General features: G+C 61.2%; 20 protein-coding genes. 8 read left to right on the top strand and 12 right to left on the bottom strand.

The features are described from left to right. The first annotated feature begins 125 nt into the window (after window positions 1–125). From MPZ60_RS02010 to MPZ60_RS02000, 3 genes are read left to right on the top strand one after another with little or no spacing between them, the layout of a single operon-like run. Entirely contained in the window at window positions 126–2,207 is a 2,082-nt protein-coding gene (locus MPZ60_RS02010; RefSeq protein ID WP_034353039.1) for an ATP-dependent helicase, read from the top strand. A gap of 9 nt (window positions 2,208–2,216) precedes the next feature. Continuing rightward, window positions 2,217–2,645 carry a hypothetical protein gene (locus MPZ60_RS02005; RefSeq protein WP_034353035.1) on the top strand — a complete coding sequence of 143 codons (429 nt, stop codon included), beginning with the start codon at window positions 2,217–2,219 and terminating at the stop codon, window positions 2,643–2,645. Between the two features lie 50 nt (window positions 2,646–2,695). Next, window positions 2,696–3,898, top strand: coding sequence for a phospholipase A (locus MPZ60_RS02000; protein WP_034353033.1), 1,203 nt, complete (start codon window positions 2,696–2,698; stop codon window positions 3,896–3,898). A gap of 38 nt (window positions 3,899–3,936) precedes the next feature. Here MPZ60_RS02000 and MPZ60_RS01995 read toward each other — a convergent pair whose 3' ends face one another. From MPZ60_RS01995 to MPZ60_RS01960, 8 genes are all read right to left on the bottom strand, one after another. Then, window positions 3,937–4,608 (bottom strand): GDSL-type esterase/lipase family protein, encoded by a 672-nt coding sequence (locus tag MPZ60_RS01995; protein ID WP_080746087.1) that lies wholly within the window; start codon window positions 4,606–4,608, stop codon window positions 3,937–3,939. Between the two features lie 179 nt (window positions 4,609–4,787). Beyond that, a complete protein-coding gene (locus MPZ60_RS01990) occupies window positions 4,788–5,180 on the bottom strand; it encodes a RidA family protein (RefSeq protein WP_012836821.1) in 393 nt (130 codons plus the stop codon). 2 nt (window positions 5,181–5,182) lie between these two features. Beyond that, a complete protein-coding gene (locus tag MPZ60_RS01985; protein WP_003065610.1) occupies window positions 5,183–5,644 on the bottom strand; it encodes a thioesterase family protein in 462 nt (153 codons plus the stop codon). A 77-nt stretch (window positions 5,645–5,721) separates the two neighbouring features. Then, complete coding sequence (locus MPZ60_RS01980) at window positions 5,722–7,332, bottom strand: benzoate-CoA ligase family protein (protein WP_034353026.1); 1,611 nt, start codon at window positions 7,330–7,332, stop codon at window positions 5,722–5,724. A 53-nt stretch (window positions 7,333–7,385) separates the two neighbouring features. After that, entirely contained in the window at window positions 7,386–8,549 is a 1,164-nt protein-coding gene (locus MPZ60_RS01975) for an acyl-CoA dehydrogenase family protein (RefSeq protein ID WP_034353022.1), read from the bottom strand. Window position 8,550: 1 nt separating this feature from the next. Next, complete coding sequence (locus tag MPZ60_RS01970) at window positions 8,551–9,405, bottom strand: enoyl-CoA hydratase family protein (RefSeq protein WP_034353019.1); 855 nt, start codon at window positions 9,403–9,405, stop codon at window positions 8,551–8,553. Window positions 9,406–9,426: 21 nt separating this feature from the next. Then, window positions 9,427–10,203 carry an SDR family NAD(P)-dependent oxidoreductase gene (locus tag MPZ60_RS01965; RefSeq protein ID WP_034353017.1) on the bottom strand — a complete coding sequence of 259 codons (777 nt, stop codon included), beginning with the start codon at window positions 10,201–10,203 and terminating at the stop codon, window positions 9,427–9,429. A 145-nt stretch (window positions 10,204–10,348) separates the two neighbouring features. Then, window positions 10,349–12,661 (bottom strand): bifunctional salicylyl-CoA 5-hydroxylase/oxidoreductase, encoded by a 2,313-nt coding sequence (locus MPZ60_RS01960; RefSeq protein WP_034353014.1) that lies wholly within the window; start codon window positions 12,659–12,661, stop codon window positions 10,349–10,351. Between the two features lie 116 nt (window positions 12,662–12,777). Here MPZ60_RS01960 and MPZ60_RS01955 point away from each other — a divergent pair, with 116 nt between their 5' ends. Next, window positions 12,778–13,302, top strand: a complete 525-nt coding sequence (locus MPZ60_RS01955) for a MarR family winged helix-turn-helix transcriptional regulator (RefSeq protein WP_012836814.1) — start codon at window positions 12,778–12,780, stop codon at window positions 13,300–13,302. Between the two features lie 94 nt (window positions 13,303–13,396). Then, the gene (locus tag MPZ60_RS01950) at window positions 13,397–13,819 is read left to right on the top strand and encodes a hypothetical protein (protein ID WP_046461468.1); all 423 of its coding nucleotides are present in this window, start codon (window positions 13,397–13,399) and stop codon (window positions 13,817–13,819) included. A gap of 55 nt (window positions 13,820–13,874) precedes the next feature. Here the strand turns inward: MPZ60_RS01950 and MPZ60_RS01945 are convergent, their stop codons facing one another. Continuing rightward, window positions 13,875–14,348, bottom strand: coding sequence for a universal stress protein (locus MPZ60_RS01945; protein ID WP_012836812.1), 474 nt, complete (start codon window positions 14,346–14,348; stop codon window positions 13,875–13,877). 121 nt (window positions 14,349–14,469) lie between these two features. Here MPZ60_RS01945 and tgt point away from each other — a divergent pair, with 121 nt between their 5' ends. Next, window positions 14,470–15,642, top strand: a complete 1,173-nt coding sequence (gene tgt, locus MPZ60_RS01940) for a tRNA guanosine(34) transglycosylase Tgt (protein ID WP_034353010.1) — start codon at window positions 14,470–14,472, stop codon at window positions 15,640–15,642. Between the two features lie 269 nt (window positions 15,643–15,911). After that, a complete protein-coding gene (locus MPZ60_RS01935) occupies window positions 15,912–17,333 on the top strand; it encodes a GGDEF domain-containing protein (RefSeq protein ID WP_034353006.1) in 1,422 nt (473 codons plus the stop codon). A gap of 29 nt (window positions 17,334–17,362) precedes the next feature. Here MPZ60_RS01935 and MPZ60_RS01930 read toward each other — a convergent pair whose 3' ends face one another. From MPZ60_RS01930 to MPZ60_RS01920, 3 genes are all read right to left on the bottom strand, one after another. Next, window positions 17,363–18,463: a zinc ribbon domain-containing protein gene (locus MPZ60_RS01930; protein WP_034353002.1), complete on the bottom strand. Its 1,101-nt coding sequence runs from the start codon at window positions 18,461–18,463 to the stop codon at window positions 17,363–17,365. Between the two features lie 70 nt (window positions 18,464–18,533). After that, window positions 18,534–19,391 (bottom strand): DUF2145 domain-containing protein, encoded by an 858-nt coding sequence (locus MPZ60_RS01925; RefSeq protein WP_034352999.1) that lies wholly within the window; start codon window positions 19,389–19,391, stop codon window positions 18,534–18,536. Between the two features lie 21 nt (window positions 19,392–19,412). Continuing rightward, window positions 19,413–19,919 (bottom strand): hypothetical protein, encoded by a 507-nt coding sequence (locus MPZ60_RS01920; RefSeq protein ID WP_045840195.1) that lies wholly within the window; start codon window positions 19,917–19,919, stop codon window positions 19,413–19,415. Window positions 19,920–20,188: 269 nt separating this feature from the next. On the opposite strand from MPZ60_RS01920, the gene MPZ60_RS01915 reads away from it, so the two are divergent. Further along, window positions 20,189–20,881, top strand: a complete 693-nt coding sequence (locus MPZ60_RS01915; protein WP_187771838.1) for a DUF3047 domain-containing protein — start codon at window positions 20,189–20,191, stop codon at window positions 20,879–20,881. Window positions 20,882–20,889 lie beyond the last annotated feature (8 nt).

Below are 20,889 nucleotides of genomic sequence, written 5' to 3'. Positions count from 1 at the left end.
CACGTGTAGGTGAAACGCTCGCTGAGTCCCTGATTTTTGTCAGTTGTGAGCGCTGTCATCAGGGCTCTTCACAGCGAAGCGGTATGCTCCCAGTCCTTGTTTTTGATGATGGGTCACTCTGCTTCATGTCTGCTGGTCTCAACCTCGCTCAGCTCCAGGCCGTGCATTACACCGAAGGTCCATGCCTTGTTCTGGCAGGCGCCGGCTCGGGCAAGACCCGTGTGATTACGCACAAGATAGGCCGTCTGATCGAAACCGGTCTGGCGCCGCGCCGCATTGCCGCTATCACTTTTACCAACAAGGCCGCCGCCGAAATGCGCGAACGCGCCGCCGGTCTGATCGGCCGCCAGGCCAAGGAGGTGCTGATCTGCACTTTCCACTCGCTGGGCGTGCGCATGGTGCGCGAGGACGGCCACATTCTCGGTCTCAAGCCCCAGTTCAGCATTCTGGACACCGACGATGTCACCGGCATCCTCAAGGACTGCGCGGGCGGCACCACCGATGTGGCGACGGCTCGCCAGTGGCAGTGGACCATCAGCGGCTGGAAGAATCAGGGCTGGGACAGCCGCAAGGCCCTGGCCATGGCCCAGGACGACAACGAACGCAGCACCGCTCTCATCATGCAGCGCTATGAAGAGCGCCTGACCGCCTACCAGAGCGTGGACTTCGACGACCTGATCGGCATGCCCATGCGACTGCTGCGCGGCCACCCCGAGGTGCGCGAGAAATGGCAACGCCTGCTGGGCCATGTGCTGGTGGACGAGTACCAGGACACCAATGCCACGCAGTACGAGCTGCTCAAATTCCTGGTGGGCGAGCGCGCCCACTTCACGGCGGTGGGCGACGACGATCAGTCGATCTACGGCTGGCGCGGCGCCACGCTGGACAACCTCAAGAAGCTGCCCGTGGACTTTCCGCAGCTCAAGGTCATCAAGCTGGAGCAGAACTACCGCTCCACCAGCGCCATTTTGCGAGCGGCCAACAATGTGATCGGCCCCAACCCCAAGCTGTTTCCCAAGACACTGTTTTCGGAACTCGGCGAGGGCGAACCCGTGCGCATTGTCGACTGCGACACCGAAGAGCATGAGGCCGAGCGCGCCGTGGCCCGCATTCAGGGCCTGCGCGCCAATATGAACCCGCAGCCCGCGTGGAAGGACTTCGCCATCCTCTACCGCGCCAACCACCAGGCCAAGCCCTTCGAGAAGGCGCTGCGCAAGGCCAATATCCCCTACAAGGTTTCGGGCGGCACCAGCTTTTTCGACCGCGCCGAGATCAAGGACCTGTGCGCCTGGTTCCGCCTCTGGATCAACAACGACGACGACCCGGCGTTTCTGCGCTCCATAGGTACACCCAAACGCGGCATCGGCCACACCACGCTGGGCAAACTCGGGGAATTCTCTGCCGCGCACAAGCTCAGCATGTTCGGCTCGCTGTTCAATGCCATGCTGGAGGAGGCGCTGCCGCGCAAGGCCTTCGAGAGCCTGCTGGAATTCGGCCGCTATATCAACGACCTGGAATACCGCGCCCGCCACACCCTGGGGTTTGAGGCCTCACGCGGCTTTCTGATCGACTGGCTCAAGGAAATTGGCTACGAACAGTATCTGTATGACAGCGAAGACAGCGAGTCTGTCGCTGCCGCGCGCTGGAGCAATGTGCTGGAGTTCTGCGACTGGATGGCCCAGCGTGCTGGCGGCCAGATAGAAGATGCTGCAGGCACCAGCACCCAGACCGAGGTCAAGAGCCTGCTGGAGGTCTCGCAGAACATCGCCCTGCTCTCCACCATCAGCGAACGCGAGAAGGAGCAGGACATGGTCGTGCTCTCCACCCTCCACGCTTCCAAGGGTCTGGAATGGCCCCATGTCATGCAGGTCGGCGTGACCGAGGGCATGCTGCCATTCAAGCTGGACGATGACGACGGCAAGCAGCAGCAGGTCAGCGATGAAACGGCAGCACGGCTGCAGGAAGAGCGCCGCCTGATGTATGTGGGCATCACCCGCGCCCAGCGCACGCTGGCCGTGAGCTGGACCAAGCGCCGCAAAAAGGGCCGTGAGATGGTGGCCTGCCAACCCAGCCGCTTCATCAAGGAGATGGGCCTCGATGCGGCCACGGCCAAGGAAGACCCGCGCGAGAAGCTGCGCAAGCTGCGCGAAGAATTTGCCGCGCGCAAGAACCAGGCGGACCAGGCGGCGCCGGGCGCCGCCAACTGAAGAGCCGAGATGACCTTGAGAACTCTTATTTTCATAGCTGCCAGCGCTTTTTCCATCAACGCTTGCGCTCAGTTTGACTCCAAGCCTGTCAGCACTTGCGCGCGAGACTGGCAGATGAGCGACAAGCAGTTGCAAGGGGAATGGATGGGTTCCGTCGCCGGCAGTGAGGAAACCGCCCTCATGGTGCTGGGCCCGCATCCCGAATGGCAAGGCAATGTCAAAGGCAGCGTCAGCCGCCTGGGCAGCAACCATCCCATGGTGGGCGATGTGAACGAGGGCACGGTCACGCTTGAAGAAAGCGCAGACGGCTCACGCATCACCGGCACCTGGCTGGGCGAGGTGGTCAAGGGCAGCTGCGGTACAGAAATTCACGGCAGTTACCAGGAGGGAGAAAATGTTCCACCACGTGCGTTCATCATGCGCAAGGCCCAACCCTGAGCAGGGCTGGGTGTTGCCAACCGCAACCGGCCTGTGCATTGATTGATCCCATGAGTATTCGCTTTTTCACCCCGCACCCCCTGACCCTGAGCATCGGCCTGGCGCTGGTCGGCGGCTTGATCCCAGTTACCGCCAACAGCGCAGAACTACCCTCCCCCGAAAGCTGGCAGCAATGCGCAGCCACCACCAGCAACACCGACCGCCTGGCATGTTTCGACGCCTGGGCAGTCAAGCAAAGCCCGGCTGTTGCGCCACCCGCTACCAGCTGGAGTGCCCCAGCGGCCAGCGCACAAGCAGCACCGGATCCTGCCTCGGCAAACCACGCCACGCCAGCCAGCTCAGCGACGGCGAGCACAGCCGGCGCCGACAGCGGCCTGGGTCTCTCGCCTACCAACGGCGGCTGTCGCGATCCTCGCTACACCGAGGTCTCGCGCTACTACGAACTGGAGCCCGGCACGGACTGCGGCACCTTCAACTTCCGCGGCTACCGCCCCATGTCCGTTTCCGTGGTCGTGGGCGACGAGGTCAATCAGCAACCCTATTCGCCCAGTCGCGGCCTGACGACCGAGCAGCCATACCAGAAGCACGAAATGCGCCTGCAGCTCTCGGCCCGCACCAAGATTGCTTCCGGCCTGCTGACCGGCCCCACCTCAACGGGCAAGGATTCGCTGTGGTTCGGCTATACCCAGCAGTCCTACTGGCAGTTGTTCAACGGCGATATCTCGCGGCCCTTCCGCACCACCGACCACGAGCCCGAGGTGTTCTATGTCTACCCGACGGACGCCCAGCTGCCGCTGGGCTGGCGCTGGCGCTACTCGGGCATAGGCATAGCTCATCAGTCGAACGGCCAGAGCAACCCACTGTCGCGCAGCTGGAACCGCTGGTATCTGATGACCGGGGCCGAGCTGGGCAACCGCTGGCAGCTGCATCTGAAAGCCTGGCAGCGCATGAAGGAGAGCGCGCTTGAGGACGACAACCCCCATATCCAGGACTACATCGGTCGTGGTGAAGTCAAGCTGGGCTGGAACGTCAACGAGCAGAACTATCTGGGCCTGACTGCACGCGGCTCGCTGGGCCAGGGCAAGGGATCCGGTCGTATCGAGTGGCTGCGCACCCTGGGCGAAGGCTGGAACGGCGGCAAGAGCAATCTGCGCCTGCATGTTCAGCTGTTCAGCGGCTATGGCGACAGTCTGATCGACTACAACAACAAGCGCACAGTACTCAGCGTGGGCCTGAGCCTGCTGGACTTCTGAAACCTGCCTGGTCCGCAGCCGCTGGGCCGAGCCGTGATTTACGCCAGAAAGCCAGAAGCCCGGGCCTGAGCCACCAGCAACTCGGTAAACCGCGCATAGCCTGCGGCATTGGCATGTACCTGATCGGCGCGCAAGGCACTATTGCCCAGCACCTCGCTCCAGGCATCGGCCAACAATGCCACCCGGTTGTCCTTGGCCAAGGTTTGGTAGATGGAGTGATCCTTCATGCGCCCCGTCAACGCTGCACTCAGGCTCAGCTCCGGCACGGCCACCAGCAGCACGGGCGTCGCCCTGGCTTTGCACAGCTGCAGCATACGCGTGATCTCGCCTTGCACAACTTGCTCGCTCCTGCGCTGCAGCCAGTCGTTGCCACCGGCGCACAGAATCGCCAGCGATGGCCCGTGCTCATCGAGCAGCCCCGGCAGACGGTCCGCAATCTGCTTGCTGGTCTCGCCCGAAACACCGGCATTCACCACCTTCCAACCCGTGCGCTCAGCCAGCAGGGTGGGGTAGCTGGCATCTGCATTGGCGCCAACACCTTGCGTCAAGGAGTCTCCAAGCGCCAATACGGTAGCCCCGGCAGGAACGGCAGCGGCCTTGGGTGTCTTCTTGCCACAGGCACTTAGCAGCATGACGCCCCCCGTCAGCAATGCTGCGGCACGCATGCCTTGAAGAACATGGCGTCGGTACGGGTCAAATATCGGCTTCATGGCATCTCACAAAACAGCGGGCTTGCAACGGCTGGAGGGTAGCTCCTTGGGCGCGAGGATAGCTCGGCCTCCGCTGCCCCAATGCAAACCGCGCTGCACAACGGTAAAACTGCAAAGCAGCAGCCGTAAAAAAACCGCTGCGCCCAAGGCCCAGCGGCTATGCGTGCCCAGATTGCCAATCAGTCGGGCACGACTGCAGTCACCTCGATCTCCACCTTGGCCCGGTCCTCGATCAAGGCGGCCACCTGCACGGCCGTCATGGCCACGCTGAATGAACCAATCAGCTCGCGATAGGCCTTGCCGATCTCGGCCTGCTGCGCCAGATACTCCTTCTTGTCGGTGATATACCAGGTCATGCGCACGATATGCTCGGGCCTGGCTCCACCGGCCTGCAGCACCTCGACGATATTGTGCAGGGCCTGTCTGGCCTGCGCCGCGAGGTCGTCAGTATGAAACCGGCCTTCGGCGTCCCAGCCTATCATGCCGGCCACATAGATCTGGCGGCCGCTGACGGCCACGCCATTCGCATATCCCTTGGGCCGGGGCCAGCCCGGAGGCAGCAGTACTTGCATGTTCAGCTCCTGTTTTCTGTTGGATTGGATGAACTTTGCCAACGCTCGATTGCGTGGCGGATATGTTGCGGCGCAGTGATGGCCTGATGGGTTTGAAGACTGGTGAAGACCAGCACTTTCTGCGCCGTCACGCGCAGCTGTCCCTCAGGACCTGTGCAATCCACATCGAGCGTCAGCGAACGATTGCCCAGCTTGGCAACCGACAGGCCCAGACTCACGGTTTCACCCATGCGGGTGATGGCACGAAAGTCGCACTCCAGATGCACGATGGGCAGGCCCACCTTGTCCTTGTGCAGCATGTCCGCATAGCTCAGGCCCAGCGCCTGGTTGAACCAGTCTTCGACCAGCCCATTGAACAGCACCAGATATTGGGGAAAGAAGATGATGCCCGCCGGATCGCAGTGCGCAAAACGAATCGGCACCTGCGTCACAAAGCGTTTTGAAGCCATTGCCACTTCATTCATACCCAAACAATTCCTTCAGCAAAATCTGCCTGCAGCGCTTTTCAATCAGGCGCATGCAGCTTTTAAAAACATAGCAATCAGGTTTGATGCAGGCGAAAGCGCTGCAACTTGCCCGTGGCCGTGCGCGGCAGCTGATCGACGAACTGTACGGCCCGTGGATATTTGTAGGGAGCGACCCGGCTCTTCACAAAATCCTGCAGCTCCATGACCATGGCATCGCTGGCCACATGGCCGGCACGCAGCACCACAAAGGCCTTGACGATCTGGCCTCGCTCGCTGTCGGCCACGCCAATCACCGCGCATTCAGCCACAGAACCGTGCTGCATCAGGGCCTCTTCGACTTCGGGTGCAGCGATGTTGTATCCGGCCGAGATGATCATGTCGTCGGTGCGTGCCTGATAAACGAAGTAGCCGTCGACATCCATCAGATAGGCATCGCCCGTCAGATTCCAGCCCCGGCTCACATACTTGGTCTGACGACTGTCGTTGAGATAGCGGCATCCCGTTGGTCCCTGCACGGCCAGCCTGCCCACGGTGCCGGGCGGTACCTCGACCCCCGCATCATCCACCACCTTGGCACGATAGCCGGGCACGGCCTTGCCGGTGGCACCGGGACGAGCCTCCTCTTCGCGGTGCGAGATGAAGATGTGCAGCATCTCGGTAGAACCGATGCCGTCAATGATTTCAATACCGGTCGCCTCCTTCCACAGCGCGCGTGTGGAGGCGGTCAAGGCCTCGCCCGCCGACACGCATTTGCGCAGCCGGGTGCGGCGGATGCGTTCGCCCTGCTGGGCCATCACACGGTAGGACGTGGGCGCCGTGAACACCACACTGGCACCAAATCGCTCAATGCCATCGACCAATTGCACGGGGCCGGCTTTCTCCAGCAAGGCCATGCTGGCCCCGATGGACATAGGGAACAGCACCTGCCCACCCAGCCCGAAAGTGAATGCCAGCGGAGGACTGCCTATGAACACATCGTCGGCATTGGCACGCAGCGTATGCACGGGCCAGCAGGCGCAGACCGCCATCACATCGCGATGAAAATGCATGGTGGCCTTGGGCACGCCCGTGGTGCCCGAGGTGAAGCCCAGCAGGCAGGTATCGGTCGCTGCAGTTTCCACGGCCTGGAAGTCATCGCCCACCTGCTCCATCAGGCGCTCCAGTGCATCGGCTTCCACACTGTTGAAATAGCGCACGGCCTTGAGCGTGCTGGTTTTTTCCTGCGCACCCTGCACCTCGGTGCGCAGCGCCGCATCGCACAGCGCATGGCTGATCTGCGCTATGTCGATGATGGTGGACAGCTCCTTGGCCCGCAACAGCGGCATGGCGGCCACGGCAATGCCCCCGGCCTTGATGACGCCAAACCAGCAGGCCACCATCATGGGATTGTTGGGTGCGCACAGCAACACGCGGTTACCTGGCTGCAGTCCCAGCTCCTGCGTCAGCACATTGGCGATGCGATTGGCCTTGAGCTGCAGATCCGCATAGCTCCAGCGCAGGCCTTCGGCCTGAATGCACAAACGGTCGCCGCGCCCCTCGCTCACATGTCTATCCAGCAGCTCCACGGCACAGTTCAGGCGCTCGGGGAACCTCAGCTCGGGCAGCTCGAAAATGAACTCGGGCTGCTGCTCGGGCGGTGGCAGGTTGTCGGCAGCAAAGGTATCGATATGCGCGGTGTAAGACATGATTCCGATCTTTCAGGCGAAAACAGGATCAAACGCTTGATACAAAAGCGCCATCAGCTATGACTTTTGATAAGGTCACGCCCAATGATGAGCTGCTGCACCTCGGTCGCGCCTTCGTAGATGCGCAGGGCGCGAATCTCCCGGTAAAGGCGCTCCACAGGCTGCTCGCTGACCACGCCCAGGCCGCCCCAGATCTGCACGGCGGCATCGATCACCTGCTGGGCGTTTTCCGTCGCCGTCATCTTGGCCATGGCGGCCTCCCGTGTCACGTTCTCGCCCTGGTCACGCAACCAGGCTGCGCGATAGGTCAGCAGCGCCGCACTGTCGATCTGCGTGGCCATCTGCGCCAGCTTGGCCTGGGTGAGCTGAAAATCAGCCAGCACGCCACCGAACATCTTGCGGCTGGTCGCGCGCTGCAATGCCTCATCCATGGCACGACGCGCAAAGCCCAACGATGCGGCGGCCACCGAGGTGCGGAACACATCGAGCGTGCGCATCGCCACCTTGAAGCCCTCGCCGGCCGCGCCCACGAGCTGGGCGGCAGGCACGCGGCAGTTCGAAAACTTCAAACGCGCCAGCGGGTGTGGCGCGATAACGTTGATACGCTCGGCAATCTCAAAGCCCGGGGTGCCGGCCTCCACAATCAGTGCCGACAGACCACGCGAACCCGCAGCCTCGCCGGTACGCACAAAAACGACATAGAAGTCGGCAATGCCTCCGTTGGAAATCCAGGTCTTCTCGCCGTTGATGACATAGTGATCACCTTCCAGCCTGGCCTCGCAGGCCATGGCCGCCACGTCCGAGCCGGCGTCGGGCTCTGACAGCGCAAAGGCTGAGATCGCATCGCCCCTGGCCACCAGGCTCAGATAGCGTTTTTTCTGCTCTTCGCTGCCCGCCAAAGAGATCGCCCCCGAGCCCAGGCCCTGCATGGCAAACGCAAAGTCGGCCAGCCCGCTATGACGCGCCAGCGTCTCCCGGATCAGGCAGATGGCTCTGGTGTCGATCTGCTCTCCTGCGCCGCCGTAGGCCGTACCCGCAACCGCATGCCGCAGCCAGCCGGCTTCGCCCAGGGCCTTGACCAGTTGCCGGCATTCGGCATCCACATCGGGGCCATGGGAATGCGCAATGTTCTGCCTGGCCCAGGCATCCAGCGACTGGGCCAGACGAGCGTGATGGGCTTCAAAAAAAGGCCACTTCAGATAGCTGGTGTCTGCCATATCAGTTTCCTTGAAAGACTGGCTTTTGCTTGGCCACGAACGCGTGATAGGCACGCGAGAAATCCTCGGTCAGCATGCACAGTGCCTGGGCCTGGGCTTCGGCTTCGATGGCCTGCTCAATCGTCATGGCCCATTCCTGGTGCAGCATGGTCTTTGTGATGCCGTTGGCAAAGCTGGGCCCGGCGGCCAGATCGGCGGCCAGCTTCTGCGCATCGGCCAGCAAGCTCTCGGGTTCACACAGACGGTTGAGGAAGCCCCAGCGTTCACCCTCCTCGCCGCCCAGGCTGCGTCCCGTATAGAGCAACTCACTCGCACGGCCCTGACCAATGATGCGCGGCAGCATGGCGCAGGCCCCCATGTCGCAGCCCGCCAGCCCCACGCGGTTGAACAGGAACGCGGTCTTGCTGCGCGCAGTGCCAAGGCGCATGTCCGAGGCCATGGCCATGATGGCCCCAGCCCCCGCGCACACGCCATCGACTGCCGCAATGATAGGCTGCGGACAGGCTCGCATGGTCTTGACCAGTTCGCCCGTCATGCGGGTGAACATCAAAAGCTCGGGGGCCTTGAGCGCGACCAGCGGACCGATGATTTCGTGCACATCACCGCCCGAGCAGAAGTTGCCGCCCGCGCCGACCAGCACCACGGCCTTTACATCCTGCGCCCACTTGAGCTGGTGAAACAGGTCGCGCAGCTCGGCGTAGGAATCAAACGTCAGCGGATTCTTGCGCTCCGGACGATTGAGAGTGATGGTTGCCACGCCAGCCTGCACCTGCCACTGGAAATGCGTGGCCCTATAGCCCGCCAGCTGCTTGTGATTGCCAGCTTGCAGCGCTGGATCGATTGCATATTCGCTCATGTCTGCCTCCAAAGATCCGGTTCACATGACTTCGCCACCAGCGACGGCTATGGCTTGCCCGGTAATACTTGATGCGCCTCGCCCACATAGCCACAGCACGGCGTCCGCCACCTCGTGCGGCTGTACCAGGCGGCCTTGAGGGTTGGATTTGACGAACTCGGCCATTGCCTGCTCTGGTGTGCGGCCGGTCTTGGCTACGACGCGGTCAATGCTGGTTTTGACAATCTCTGTTTCGGTATAGCCGGGGCAGACGGCGTTGACGGTGATCCCGGTCTTGGCATACTCCAGCGCCAGGGCTCGTGTCAGGCCCACCACGCCATGCTTGGCCGCCACATAGGCTGCGACATAGGCATAGCCCACCAAACCAGCCGTGCTGGCCACATTGACGATGCGTCCCCAGCCCGTAGCGGACATGGCCGGCAGCACTTGCTGGATGCAGTGCATGGTGCCACTCAGGTTGACGGCCAGCATCTGCTGCCAATGCGCGGCATCCATCTTCATGAACGGTGCACTGCCGGCCTGACCTGCGTTGTTGATCAGGATACTGATGGCACCTTGCGCAGCCACTGCCTTTTCAAACGCCGTTTTCACCTGTGCTTCATCCGCCACATCGGCCAGCACCATCCGGCATTGACCGGGATGTTCTTCCACCAGTTTTTGCAGCGGCTCGGCGCGACGCCCCAGCACCGTGACGCGAGCGCCCTGCGCCAGCAACTGGCGTGCAATCGCCTCGCCAATGCCTTGGCCCGCGCCCGTCACCAGCGCATGTTGATGTTGATCGTTCCGATCGCCTGTCATTGAGTTCTCCATCGCTCACGAAACTGGCGCGAACCGCCCCTCGGACACCAAGGAAAAGCCGCCCCACGCCACGGATGTCGCACCCTCCCATAGCGCGCAGCGTGTGGAGAGTGGGGGGAAGGCGCGCAGCGACTCAGGGGGCGCTTCATTTCAAGGCCTTTTCGCGCTCGAACAGGGCTTCCATCTGGCGCTTGCCTTGGAAGTATTGTTTGGGCCAGACGATAGGCGTGTAGCCTATCTTGGCGGCCTCGGTCAGCGTCCAGGCCGGATTGGCCAGATGCGGTCTGGCAATCGCACACAGATCGGCACGTCCTGCAGCAATGATGCTGTTGGCATGGTCGGCCTCGCTGATCGCGCCCACGGCCATGGTCGCAATACCGGCCTCTTGTCGGATGCGGTCTGCAAACGGGGTTTGATACATGCGGCCAAACACCGGCTTTTCGAGCTTGCTGACCTGCCCCGATGAGCAGTCGATCAGATCGGCACCTGCGGCCTTGAAGGCCTTGGCAATCTGTACCGCATCTTCGGGCGTGATGCCGCCAGGCACCCAGTCATGAGCCGAGATACGCACGGACATGGGCTTGTCCTGCGGCCAAACGGCGCGCATGGCCTTGAACACTTCCAGCGGGTAGCGCAAGCGGTTTTCCAGGCTGCCGCCATATTCATCGCTGCGCTGATTGGTCAGCGGCGAGATAAAGCCCGACAGCAGATAGCCGTGCGCACAGTGCAGCTCCAGCCAGTCCACGCCTATGTTGGCCGCCATTTGCGCAGCATGCACAAACTGCTGCAGCACCTCATCCATGTCGGCGCGTGTCATGGCCCTGGAGATCTGGCTCACTCCCTGCAGATATTGCTGCTCCGACGCTGCCATGACGGGCCAGTTGCCCTGCTCCAGCGGCAGATCCGTACCTTCCCAGGCCAGCCGCGTCGAGGCCTTGGCACCCGCATGGCCGATCTGCATGGCGAACTTGGCATCGGTGTTGGTGTGAATCCAGTCGCTGATGCGTTTCCAGGCCTGCTTTTGCTCAGCGCTATAAGTACCCGGGCAGCCAGGCGTGATGCGCCCCTCGGGGCTGACACAGGCCATCTCGGCAAACACCAGACCGGCGCCACCAAGCGCACGCGCCCCCAGGTGAACGAGGTGAAACTCACCAGGCACGCCATCAACCGCAGAGTACTGCGCCATGGGAGAGACCACGATACGGTTCTTCAGCGTGATGCCGCGCAGGGTATAGGGCAGGAACATGGGCGGCGGCGCCTTGGCATCGACCGCGACACCGTTTCTTTCGGCCAGCCATTTCTCATAACCACCAAGCCACTGCGCATCACGCAGGCGCAGGTTTTCATGGCTGATGCGCTGACTGCGCGTGAGCATGGAATACATGAACTGCTCGGGCTCCAGCTGGTCGCAATAGCGCTGGCCGCAGACCTCGAACCACTCCATCGCATTCCAGGCCGCATTCTGAATGCGCAGCGTCTCAACGCGACGCGCTTCCTGATAGGCCGCCAGCACCTCGGGAATATGCGCAGCCGCATCACCCCGCTGCTTGAACTGGCGTGCCAGCTCGATCGCATCCTCGATCGCCAGCTTGGTTCCTGAGCCAATGGCGAAATGTGCCGTATGCACGGCATCGCCCATCAGCACCACATGGCTGCCCTTGCGGTTTTTCAACCACCACTGATCGCAGACCACGCGCTGAAAGTTGATCCAGGCCGAGCCGCGCAGATGGCGGGCATTGGTCATCAGTTTCTCGCCCTGAAGATTGTCCGCGAACAACTTTTCACAGAAGGCAATGGACTGCTCTTGATCGGCGGTGTCGAGACCGCTGGCTTTCCAGCATTCCTCCGTGGTCTCCACGATGAAGGTCGAGGTCTTGTCGTCGAACTTGTAGATATGCGCCTGAAACCAGCCATGTGGCGTGCGCACGAAATCAAAGGTGAATGCCTCGTAGACCTTTTTCGTCCCCAGCCAGATATAGCGATTGGGGCGGGTGACGATATCGGGCTTGAAGATGTCGGCGTACTTGCTGCGGATGCGCGAGTTCACGCCATCGCAGGCAATCACAAGGTCGGCATCCGGATAGTCCTCGTCGCTTTGCACATCGGTCTCGAACACCAGGTTCACACCCAGCTGTTCGCATCGTGCTTGCAGGATATTGAGCAGATGCTTGCGGCCAATCCCCACAAAACCATGTCCTCCGGAGCGAATCTTGCGCCCTTTGAACAGCAACTCGATATCGTCCCAATGGTTGAAAGCCTGCTCGATCTGCGCGGCTGTCACCGGGTCCCAGTCGCGCATATTGTCCATGGTGGCATCGGAGAAAACCACGCCCCAGCCAAAGGTGTCGTAGGGCTTGTTGCGCTCCACCACCGTCACCTCATGCGCAGGGCTCATCTGCTTCATCAGCAAAGCGAAGTACAAGCCGGCGGGGCCACCACCTATGCAGACAATTTTCATGACAGTGATCCGTTCCTGGCTTTTGAAAAATTACTTTATATCTAAATTATTAATGCATGAAATTTTCACTAGAATCCGGCCAAACCCTGAACCCAAAGCACGCTAGTTTGCGCACCATGCCAACCATGGCCCAACACAATCCGGATTTCTCCATCGACATGCCCGAAGCCCCGGGACGCGAGGCTGGCCTGTCCCACTCCGACCATCAGGCCGTGCGCCTGTGGCTTCGCCTTCTGACCTGCAGCACACAGATCGAGCAAGTCATTCGCAGCCAGCTACGCACAGAGTTCGGCACGACCTTGCCTCGTTTTGACTACCTGGCACAACTCAGCCGTTTTCCCAAAGGTCTGCGCATGAAGACCCTGTCGGAATATCTGATGGTGACCGGCGGCAATGTGACCGGACTGACCGATCAACTGGTGGCCGAAGGCTGGGTGGAACGCGTGGCTGACGAGGAAGACCGCCGCTCCATGATCGTGCGCCTGACCCGCTCGGGCAAAAAGCAGTTCAAGGCCATGGCTGCCGCGCATGAGCTATGGCTTGAGCAGTTGCTGACTCCACTGGGCAGCAAAAACGCCAGCGATCTGTATGAACAACTGGGCAAGCTCAGACAGGTGTTGAGCTCGCCAGAAAGTGCCTGAGCCCGAAAAAACACCGTTTTGTGACAATTTCATGGAAAATGTCCTGCACGCAGTCCTGCGTGACACAGGCTTGGGGGCATGGTTCATGGATTTACTGCATCTGCGATATCGGCTCAAGTCCGGGTTCTACTATCTCTACGACATGCGTGATGCGCCCAACGCCATCACGGGAGAGCGCCCCTATCGCCTCAAGACCGAGCTGGTCGCCATCGCGTTTGACCGAATCACAGGCCGCGTGCACCAGCATGGTCACCCCACCCGCATTCACTCCTGGGCCATGGGCGCGCAACGCCGTCTGCGCATGGCAGGAGACTGGGAAGGCGCAAACCGGCTGGTCGTGGTCTCCGGCCCGCTACCCGAAGAAGAAATCAACAAATGCCTGAGCGTGCAAGGCTATTGCCGCTGGATGCTGATGCGTCTGGCCAGCATGCCGCATGGCAAATTTGCAGCCCATCGTGCAGGCAGCCGCAGCAGCTGGCAAAGACGTGAATCCGGCCAGCAGCGCCGTGCGGCCTGACCTCCAATCAAATTTCCTTCCAGCGCTTATTGATCAATCACATAGCGCTATCAAATCAGGAATCAGCATCTTCAGCGGAATTGTCATCCGCCTCGGCCACTTCGGGCATTTTCACAATCGTCACCGGCAGCCGACTGTGTCTGGCCACCTCGCGTGAGACCGAGCCGATCAGAATGCTGCCCAGGCCGCTCTGGCCCGTGGCACCGATGATGATCTGATCGCATTCATTGCTCTCGGCAATATCGATCAGGGTATTGGCCTCTTCGCCCAGGCTGATCTCCACTTCATAGGAGGCCCCGGCTTCCTTGAGAAGATCCTGTGCAGGCGCCACCAGATCCATGCCGGCTTCAATGCTGGCGTTGGCGATCAGATCTGAATCTGTGGTTGCAAGCTCCAGCAGCGTGGCTTCCTTCTGCACATGAGCTATCACAAAGTGAGCATCCAGTCCGCTCTGCAAAAGCTTGATGCCGTGGCGTACGGCCTCAAGTGCGACATCCGATCCATCCACCGCAATCATGATCTTGAGCATGGCAACCTCCTGTTCGTCTTGCGCACCAGTGTAGGCCCAGGCTGCAAAGACGGGTTGCGAATCTGGGGCAAGCACCGGCTATTGCAGCAGTGCTTGCGGGCATCTGGGAAAATAGCAGGCTATGCTGCAGTTTGACCTTCTCAAGACCGACCCGACCAGCCACGCGCGCCGTGGCACCTTGACGCTTAATCACGGCAAGGTCCAGACCCCCATCTTCATGCCCGTGGGCACCTATGGCACCGTCAAGGGCGTGATGCCGCGCAGCCTCGAAGAAATGGGCGCACAGATCATCCTGGGCAACACCTTCCATCTGTGGATGCGTCCAGGCCTGGACATCATGAAGTCCTTCGGCGGTCTGCACGACTTCGAGAAGTGGGACAAGCCCATACTGACCGACTCGGGGGGCTTCCAGGTCTGGTCGCTGGGTGCTATGCGCAAGATCACTGAAGAAGGCGTGCATTTCCAGAGCCCCGTGAACGGAGACAAGCTGTTCATGTCGCCCGAGGTCAGCATGCAGATCCAGACGATTCTGAATTCGGACATCGTCATGCAGCTCGACGAGTGCACGCCCTACGAAACCAACGGCAAGAAGACCACCGAAGCCGAAGCGCGCAAGTCCATGGAGATGAGCCGTCGCTGGGCCAAGCGCTCCAAGGAGGAGTTCCAGCGCCTGGAAAACCCCAATGCCTTGTTCGGCATCGTGCAGGGCGGCATGTACACCAATCTGCGCGAGGAATCGCTGCAGGGTCTGCTGGAAATCGATTTCCCCGGCTATGCCGTGGGTGGTGTCTCCGTGGGCGAGCCCAAGGACGAAATGCTGGAGATCATGGCCCACACGCCGCATCTGCTGCCCGCCAACAAGCCGCGCTACCTGATGGGCGTTGGCACACCCGAAGACCTGGTGCAAGGCGTGGCCGATGGCGTGGACATGTTTGACTGCGTGATGCCTACCCGCAATGCACGCAACGGCACCATCTTCACGCGCTACGGCGATCTGAAGATCCGCAACGCTCGTCACAAGGTGGATCACCAGCCCATAGACACCACCTGCACCTGCCATGCCTGCGCGGGCAAGAGCGGCGTGAGCTGGGACGATGGCGGCCGCGAAGGCTTCAGCCGCGCCTATCTGCACCATCTGGACCGCTGCGGCGAGATGCTGGGCCCCATGCTCACCACCATCCACAATCTGCACTATTACCTGAACCTGATGCAGGAAATCCGCAACGCGCTGGACGCAGGCAGCTTTGCCCAGTTTCGCACCCAGTTCAAGGCCGATCGCGCACGCGGGGTCTAAGCCTTCGACTCCATCTGCTGCAGCAGAACACAAAAAAGCCAGAGCCAGTCTCTGGCTTTTTTGCTTTCAGATTTCACCATTGAAACCTTCAATTGAAAAATTTCGTCAATTGCCCACTGCAATGCAGCGCAAGAGGCCGATTTTCTGTATGTTTTTGTTAAAACATCAGCACATTGAGCGACAACAACCGGCATCTTTGGCGATTGGCATCGAAATCCACCAACAGCCACTGAAAAGCACGACACGAAACGCTCGCGGCATCCCCCTCCATGACCGAAGCTTCCTCACCCAAGCAAACGCCTTCGCTACAGACCACCGCCACCCAGGCATGGACGGTCGCGCTCGCCCTGGGATGCATGGTGTTCGTGGCAGCCTTACTCGGTATCCTGGGACGTCCTTTGGGGTTTTTCTCGGCGATCTGGCCAGCCAACGCGCTCCTGCTGGGGGTGCTTCTGCACAAGCCTGGCTGGCTGCGTCCTGGCTCGATCCTGGCGGTCTCGGCAGGCTATATCGCTGCGGATCTGCTGACAGGCAGCCGGCTCGATGTGGCGATCCTGCTGAGCATGGCCAATATGGCGGGCGTCGGAATGGCCTGGGCGCTGATGCACAGGCAAAGCCGTGCCACCTTGTTCATGCAACGCCAGTCTTCCGCCTTGCTGCTCTTTGTCGGCAGCGGCATGGGCGCACTGGCTGCAGCAATACTGGGCGGGCCGGTGGTGACTGCCGTGTTCGGAACACCGCACTGGCAGGCTTTCTCCATGTGGTTGAGCAGCGAGTGGCTGAACTACATGACATTTTTACCCATTGTTCTGGCCTGGCCGACACGCAAGCAGCCTGCACCGAACTGGACCGAGCCCTCCCCCATGCGCCGCGTCCTGCCTTTGCTGTCTGTCATTGCGCTGGAGGCCATCAGCTACTGGATCAAAGGTCCCGGCTCGCTGGCGTTCTCGCTGCCGGCCCTCATATGGTGCGCGCTGAGCTATCGCATCTTCAGTCTGACACTGATCACGGCAGCACTTTGCCTGAGCAGCATCATCTTCATTTCGCTTGGCACGCTTGAATTCACACCCGCTCATTTTCTCGAAACGCTGTCATTTCGCGTGGGGCTATGCATGCTGGTGCTGGGCCCGCTGGCGGTGGCCGGATCGCATATGGCTCGCAACGAGCTGATGCAAAAGCTCAGCCATGCCGTCAACCACGACTTTCTGACCGATATGCTGGCACGCGGCGCCTTCATGAAGCAGGGGCAAAGAATACTGGAGCGTTGCCGCCAGGATGGCCAGCCCTTCGCCATTCTGATGCTGGATCTCGACCATTTCAAACAGATCAACGACAGCTTCGGCCATGCGGGAGGCGACCAATTGCTGCGCAGCTTCAGCCAGACCCTGAGTCAGGTGCTGCGCGCTCAGGACATCGTGGGCCGCATGGGAGGCGAGGAATTCGCCGTGGCCCTGCCCAAGGTGGACGCAAGCGCTGCGCAGGAGATCGCCAAGCGCATCAACCGCGCCATCCGGGAGCTGCGCGTGCCCATGAATGACAAGACGATGAGTGCCACGGTCAGCATTGGCCTGGTCCATACCGCAAGCCTGCAAGCGCATCAAAGCCTGGACCTGCTGCTGCAGCAGGCAGACCAGGCTTTGTATGAGGCCAAGGCCGCCGGGCGCGATCGCGTCAGTTCACAGCTTTGCTGAGCGCGACACGCCGATAGCCCGGCCCAAGGTCATCCGGGCTCGCCGGACCCGGAGGCGAGCGGTGCTGCCTCCGCCGCATCGGGACGCGGCAGCATCTTGCCGGCCGCAGTGCCGCAGCTATGACAAAAGCGTGAGAACGCGCTCTTGCGGGTATTGCAGCTGCCGCAATGGTCGAACAGACCGATACCGCAATGGGGGCAGAAGTCGATCTCGGTGTTCTTGAGATCCACTGGGCGCTCGCAGCCCGGGCACACATTCTTGGACAGACGCTCCAGCGCCACGTCATAGCTCAGCTCCTCACGGCGCTGCTCTTCGGGCAAGGACTCCTGCAGCTTCTGTTTTTCCAGATAGCGGTTGAGCGCCAGAATGGCATAGCGCCCCAGCAATACCGTCACCAAAATGCCTACGATATAGCGCACATAGCCGCCGTAGTCGGGCAGATAAGGCACCAGCTCGACAAAGAAGGCGAACAGCGCAAAAAAGATAAAGCCCCAAACAAATGGCCACCAGGTGCTCTTGCGCTTCTTGGCGAACAGCCAGCCCGCCACGCCCAGCAGGGGCAAGGTGATGGCCAGGCGGAACAGAAACACGCGCAGCTCGCTGGCTCGCATGGCGGCTTCGTACTGAGGATAGGCCTGCTCGCGCAGATTGCTCATCTCCGCCTCGGCGTTGGAGACTGCCTGATTGGCCTCCAGATGGGTCTGGGCCTCTTTCTCGCGCTCCTGGCGGGCCTTGTCCTCAGCCTGCTTGAGCTCGTCCAGCGCCTTGCTGCGTGCGACCAACTCGGCGTCCTGCTCGGGGCGCTCTGTCGCACGGCGGGTCGCCACCCAGTTGTCAAAGGTGTCGCGCGCCGACTGGTAGCGCGCACGCTCGGCGTCGAACTTGAGCTGAGCCCTGTCCAGTGCCTTCTGGGTCACGCCGGCCGTCTTCTGGGCCTTGTCGATTTCGGCCCGCACACGTTGTGCATCGGCCTGCGGAATAAAGGACTCCACCTCCAGCGAGCGATCAGGCTGCGGCAGATTGCCCACCACCAGCCCACCCAGACCGATCAGGAAGAAGGCAAACACCAGCGCCACCAGCCAGAGGCCGCGGCGAAACCATTTCTCGGGCAAACGCAGAGACTTGCTCATTTTCAATTACTCCAAAAACGTAGCGCCATGCGCATACTCAGCAAGGCCTTGAAGCCAAAAAGGCTCAAACTCACTGCACGGTACGCACGGCCGATGCCAGTTGCGTGCGCTGCAACCACTGGGTCACGGAGTCCACCGTCACCGTCTCGATGCGGCTGGCAAAGCGCTTTTCATTCGGATGATCGTCAAACGCGATATTGGCAGCCGTCATGCGCCCGCCCAGTCGCGAGAACGCCCGGATGATGAGCGCGCTGGGCTCATAGCCCTTGGACTGCAACCAGGCCTGAGCCTGTGCGCGGTTCTGAATCGCCGCCGGCTCCATGGCGGCTGCCAGCGTCTCGGTCGCCCATTGGTTCGACTGCTGGTATTTGCTGCTCCAGACATAGCTGACCATGCTGTAGGGCTCGTTTTGCAGGCGCAGCACCGTGGGAGCGCTCAAGAACTTGAGCAGGGCCTGCTGCACCGCTGGTGTCGGGATCTGGATGGCGGCTTCATAGCGCCACATATCGTCAAGAAAGAACTCGCCCAGGCCCTGGCGATAGATATGGCCGGAGGCAGTGCCGCACTCGTTGAGCTTGTGGGCCACGCGCCAGGGGCCGGCGGGCGTTCTGTAGGCCCAGCCATAGTGCGAGTACTTGAGATCGTATTTGCTCAAGTCCTGCCCTTGCCGAGCCAGCAGCACGACCTGGGTACCGTTCTTCTGAAACTCGGCATCCAGCGCCTTGGCGGTGCGCGCGGCCAGATTCAGCCCCTTGGCCATCACATCGGCGGTCAGCGGACGGTCTTCACAGCTGCGGCCAGCCTCTGCCGAGCCTGCCCAGGCAATCAACGCAGCGCCCAGCGCCAGCGCCACAGGGCCGGGGATGGGCATGCCGGCGCGTCGAGCGGGCGCCATGGCTTGTACCACGCTTGTCGCTTCCTTGATCATGCGAGCCTCCAGTTTCTTGAATTACAGACGCTCGTTGTGCATCAGCGCCTTGCCGATTTCGTTGGGGATGAAGGCCAGCACCTTGCCTGCCGTGGACAGAATCACGCCGGCCGCCGTGGCGCTGGTCTGCACCACCGTGCCCACGCCGACCGACAGGGCTCCTGCAGCCTGGCCAGAGACCTTGACCACGGCCGAAGTGCCGTCGGCCACATTCTTGAGCACATAGGTCACGCCTGTGGCACTGCTTTCCACGGCCTCAACGATCACGGATGCACCTGCCGCCGACAGAAACAGGGGTATTGCCACGACTTCCTCCGAAGCGCCACCCGATGCCGCTGCAACCACCGATGCCACAGGCAGGGCCGACAACACCAGAGAGGCTTCGCTCTGGGCGTGGACCGCACTGCCGCCCAGCAATGCAAAGGCCGCGCCCAGGGCGCACAGGCTGTTGCGAAGAGGACGGATAAAGGTCAGGACGTTGATCACAAATGGCTCCCAGTGGTTATTGAAATGGGCCGCGATTTGCATGCGGCGACGAACGAATCATCCATGCGCCCGAAACTTCGGCCCTGTGTTTTGTCAAAATCAGCAAGCGGCAGGTCTCACAGTATCGCAAAGTGATACTCCCCGCCTGCTGCCAGCGCTCAAACCAGTTGCAGCTTGCACATCTTGCCCCACTCCCGCGCCCACAACTTTCAAAAATCATCAGGCAATCCATGCGGCTTCACTCTCGGACCTTCGCCCTGCACAAACCTTCACGCCGGCAAAGCCGGCTTGCTGCAGCGCTCGCCACGGCCATGTCCACGCTAGCTCTCTCTGCACTGGCGCAGGGCAGCAGCATTCCCGCTTTTTCGCAGATGCCGCAGGGCCCTCTGGGAGGGCCCTGGCACTTTGCCACCCTGCCCAACAAGAACCCGACGGCATTCAATGTGGTGGACCAGGATGGCGGGCATGTGTTGCGCGTGAGCACACAGGACGCCTACGGCAATATGGTTCACACGCTGCACCTGACTGCTTCGCCCGATCTGCAACTGCAGTGGCACTGGCGCGTGGATCAGCTGATCGACAAGGCCGACATCAAAACCAGAGCCGGCGACGATGCTGCGCTCAAGCTCTGCATGTCCTTCGACTTTGACAAATCGCAGCTGAGCTTTGGTGAACGGGCCAAGCTGCGCCTGGGCAGAATCAGCACCGGAGAGGATATTCCGGCCGAGACGCTGTGCTATGTCTGGGACAACAAGCAGCCCGTGGGCTCGATTCTGCACAATGCGTTCACGCATCGCATGCGCTATATCGTGCTGCAAAGCGGCAGCACGCACAAAGGCCAGTGGGTGACGGAACAGCGCAATCTGACGTCCGACTATCTGCACGCGTTTGGCGACGAGTCCCAGGCCATGCCCACCATCATCGGCGTCACCGTCTCGGCGGACTCGGACAACACCCATGGCGAAGGACTGGCCTACATGGGTGATATCCGGCTCCTGCCCTGATCATCCAG

The organism is Comamonas sp. 7D-2, from assembly GCF_022749555.1.
Lineage (GTDB): Bacteria > Pseudomonadota > Gammaproteobacteria > Burkholderiales > Burkholderiaceae_C > Comamonas > Comamonas thiooxydans.
The sequence above is the reverse complement of the archived record's forward strand: the minus strand, read 5'-3'. Positions and strand labels throughout refer to the sequence as shown.

What these genes read in the sequence shown, in the direction of transcription:
- MPZ60_RS02010 (WP_034353039.1), top strand. Translation starts at nt 126, where the DNA reads ATGTCTGCTGGTCTCAACCTCGCTCAGCTCCAGGCCGTGCATTACACC.
- MPZ60_RS02005 (WP_034353035.1), top strand. Translation starts at nt 2,217, where the DNA reads ATGACCTTGAGAACTCTTATTTTCATAGCTGCCAGCGCTTTTTCCATC.
- MPZ60_RS02000 (WP_034353033.1), top strand. Translation starts at nt 2,696, where the DNA reads ATGAGTATTCGCTTTTTCACCCCGCACCCCCTGACCCTGAGCATCGGC.
- MPZ60_RS01995 (WP_080746087.1), bottom strand. Translation starts at nt 4,608, where the DNA reads ATGAAGCCGATATTTGACCCGTACCGACGCCATGTTCTTCAAGGCATG.
- MPZ60_RS01990 (WP_012836821.1), bottom strand. Translation starts at nt 5,180, where the DNA reads ATGCAAGTACTGCTGCCTCCGGGCTGGCCCCGGCCCAAGGGATATGCG.
- MPZ60_RS01985 (WP_003065610.1), bottom strand. Translation starts at nt 5,644, where the DNA reads ATGAATGAAGTGGCAATGGCTTCAAAACGCTTTGTGACGCAGGTGCCG.
- MPZ60_RS01980 (WP_034353026.1), bottom strand. Translation starts at nt 7,332, where the DNA reads ATGTCTTACACCGCGCATATCGATACCTTTGCTGCCGACAACCTGCCA.
- MPZ60_RS01975 (WP_034353022.1), bottom strand. Translation starts at nt 8,549, where the DNA reads ATGGCAGACACCAGCTATCTGAAGTGGCCTTTTTTTGAAGCCCATCAC.
- MPZ60_RS01970 (WP_034353019.1), bottom strand. Translation starts at nt 9,405, where the DNA reads ATGAGCGAATATGCAATCGATCCAGCGCTGCAAGCTGGCAATCACAAG.
- MPZ60_RS01965 (WP_034353017.1), bottom strand. Translation starts at nt 10,203, where the DNA reads ATGACAGGCGATCGGAACGATCAACATCAACATGCGCTGGTGACGGGC.
- MPZ60_RS01960 (WP_034353014.1), bottom strand. Translation starts at nt 12,661, where the DNA reads ATGAAAATTGTCTGCATAGGTGGTGGCCCCGCCGGCTTGTACTTCGCT.
- MPZ60_RS01955 (WP_012836814.1), top strand. Translation starts at nt 12,778, where the DNA reads ATGCCAACCATGGCCCAACACAATCCGGATTTCTCCATCGACATGCCC.
- MPZ60_RS01945 (WP_012836812.1), bottom strand. Translation starts at nt 14,348, where the DNA reads ATGCTCAAGATCATGATTGCGGTGGATGGATCGGATGTCGCACTTGAG.
- tgt (WP_034353010.1), top strand. Translation starts at nt 14,470, where the DNA reads ATGCTGCAGTTTGACCTTCTCAAGACCGACCCGACCAGCCACGCGCGC.
- MPZ60_RS01935 (WP_034353006.1), top strand. Translation starts at nt 15,912, where the DNA reads ATGACCGAAGCTTCCTCACCCAAGCAAACGCCTTCGCTACAGACCACC.
- MPZ60_RS01930 (WP_034353002.1), bottom strand. Translation starts at nt 18,463, where the DNA reads ATGAGCAAGTCTCTGCGTTTGCCCGAGAAATGGTTTCGCCGCGGCCTC.
- MPZ60_RS01925 (WP_034352999.1), bottom strand. Translation starts at nt 19,391, where the DNA reads ATGATCAAGGAAGCGACAAGCGTGGTACAAGCCATGGCGCCCGCTCGA.
- MPZ60_RS01920 (WP_045840195.1), bottom strand. Translation starts at nt 19,919, where the DNA reads ATGCAAATCGCGGCCCATTTCAATAACCACTGGGAGCCATTTGTGATC.
- MPZ60_RS01915 (WP_187771838.1), top strand. Translation starts at nt 20,189, where the DNA reads ATGTCCACGCTAGCTCTCTCTGCACTGGCGCAGGGCAGCAGCATTCCC.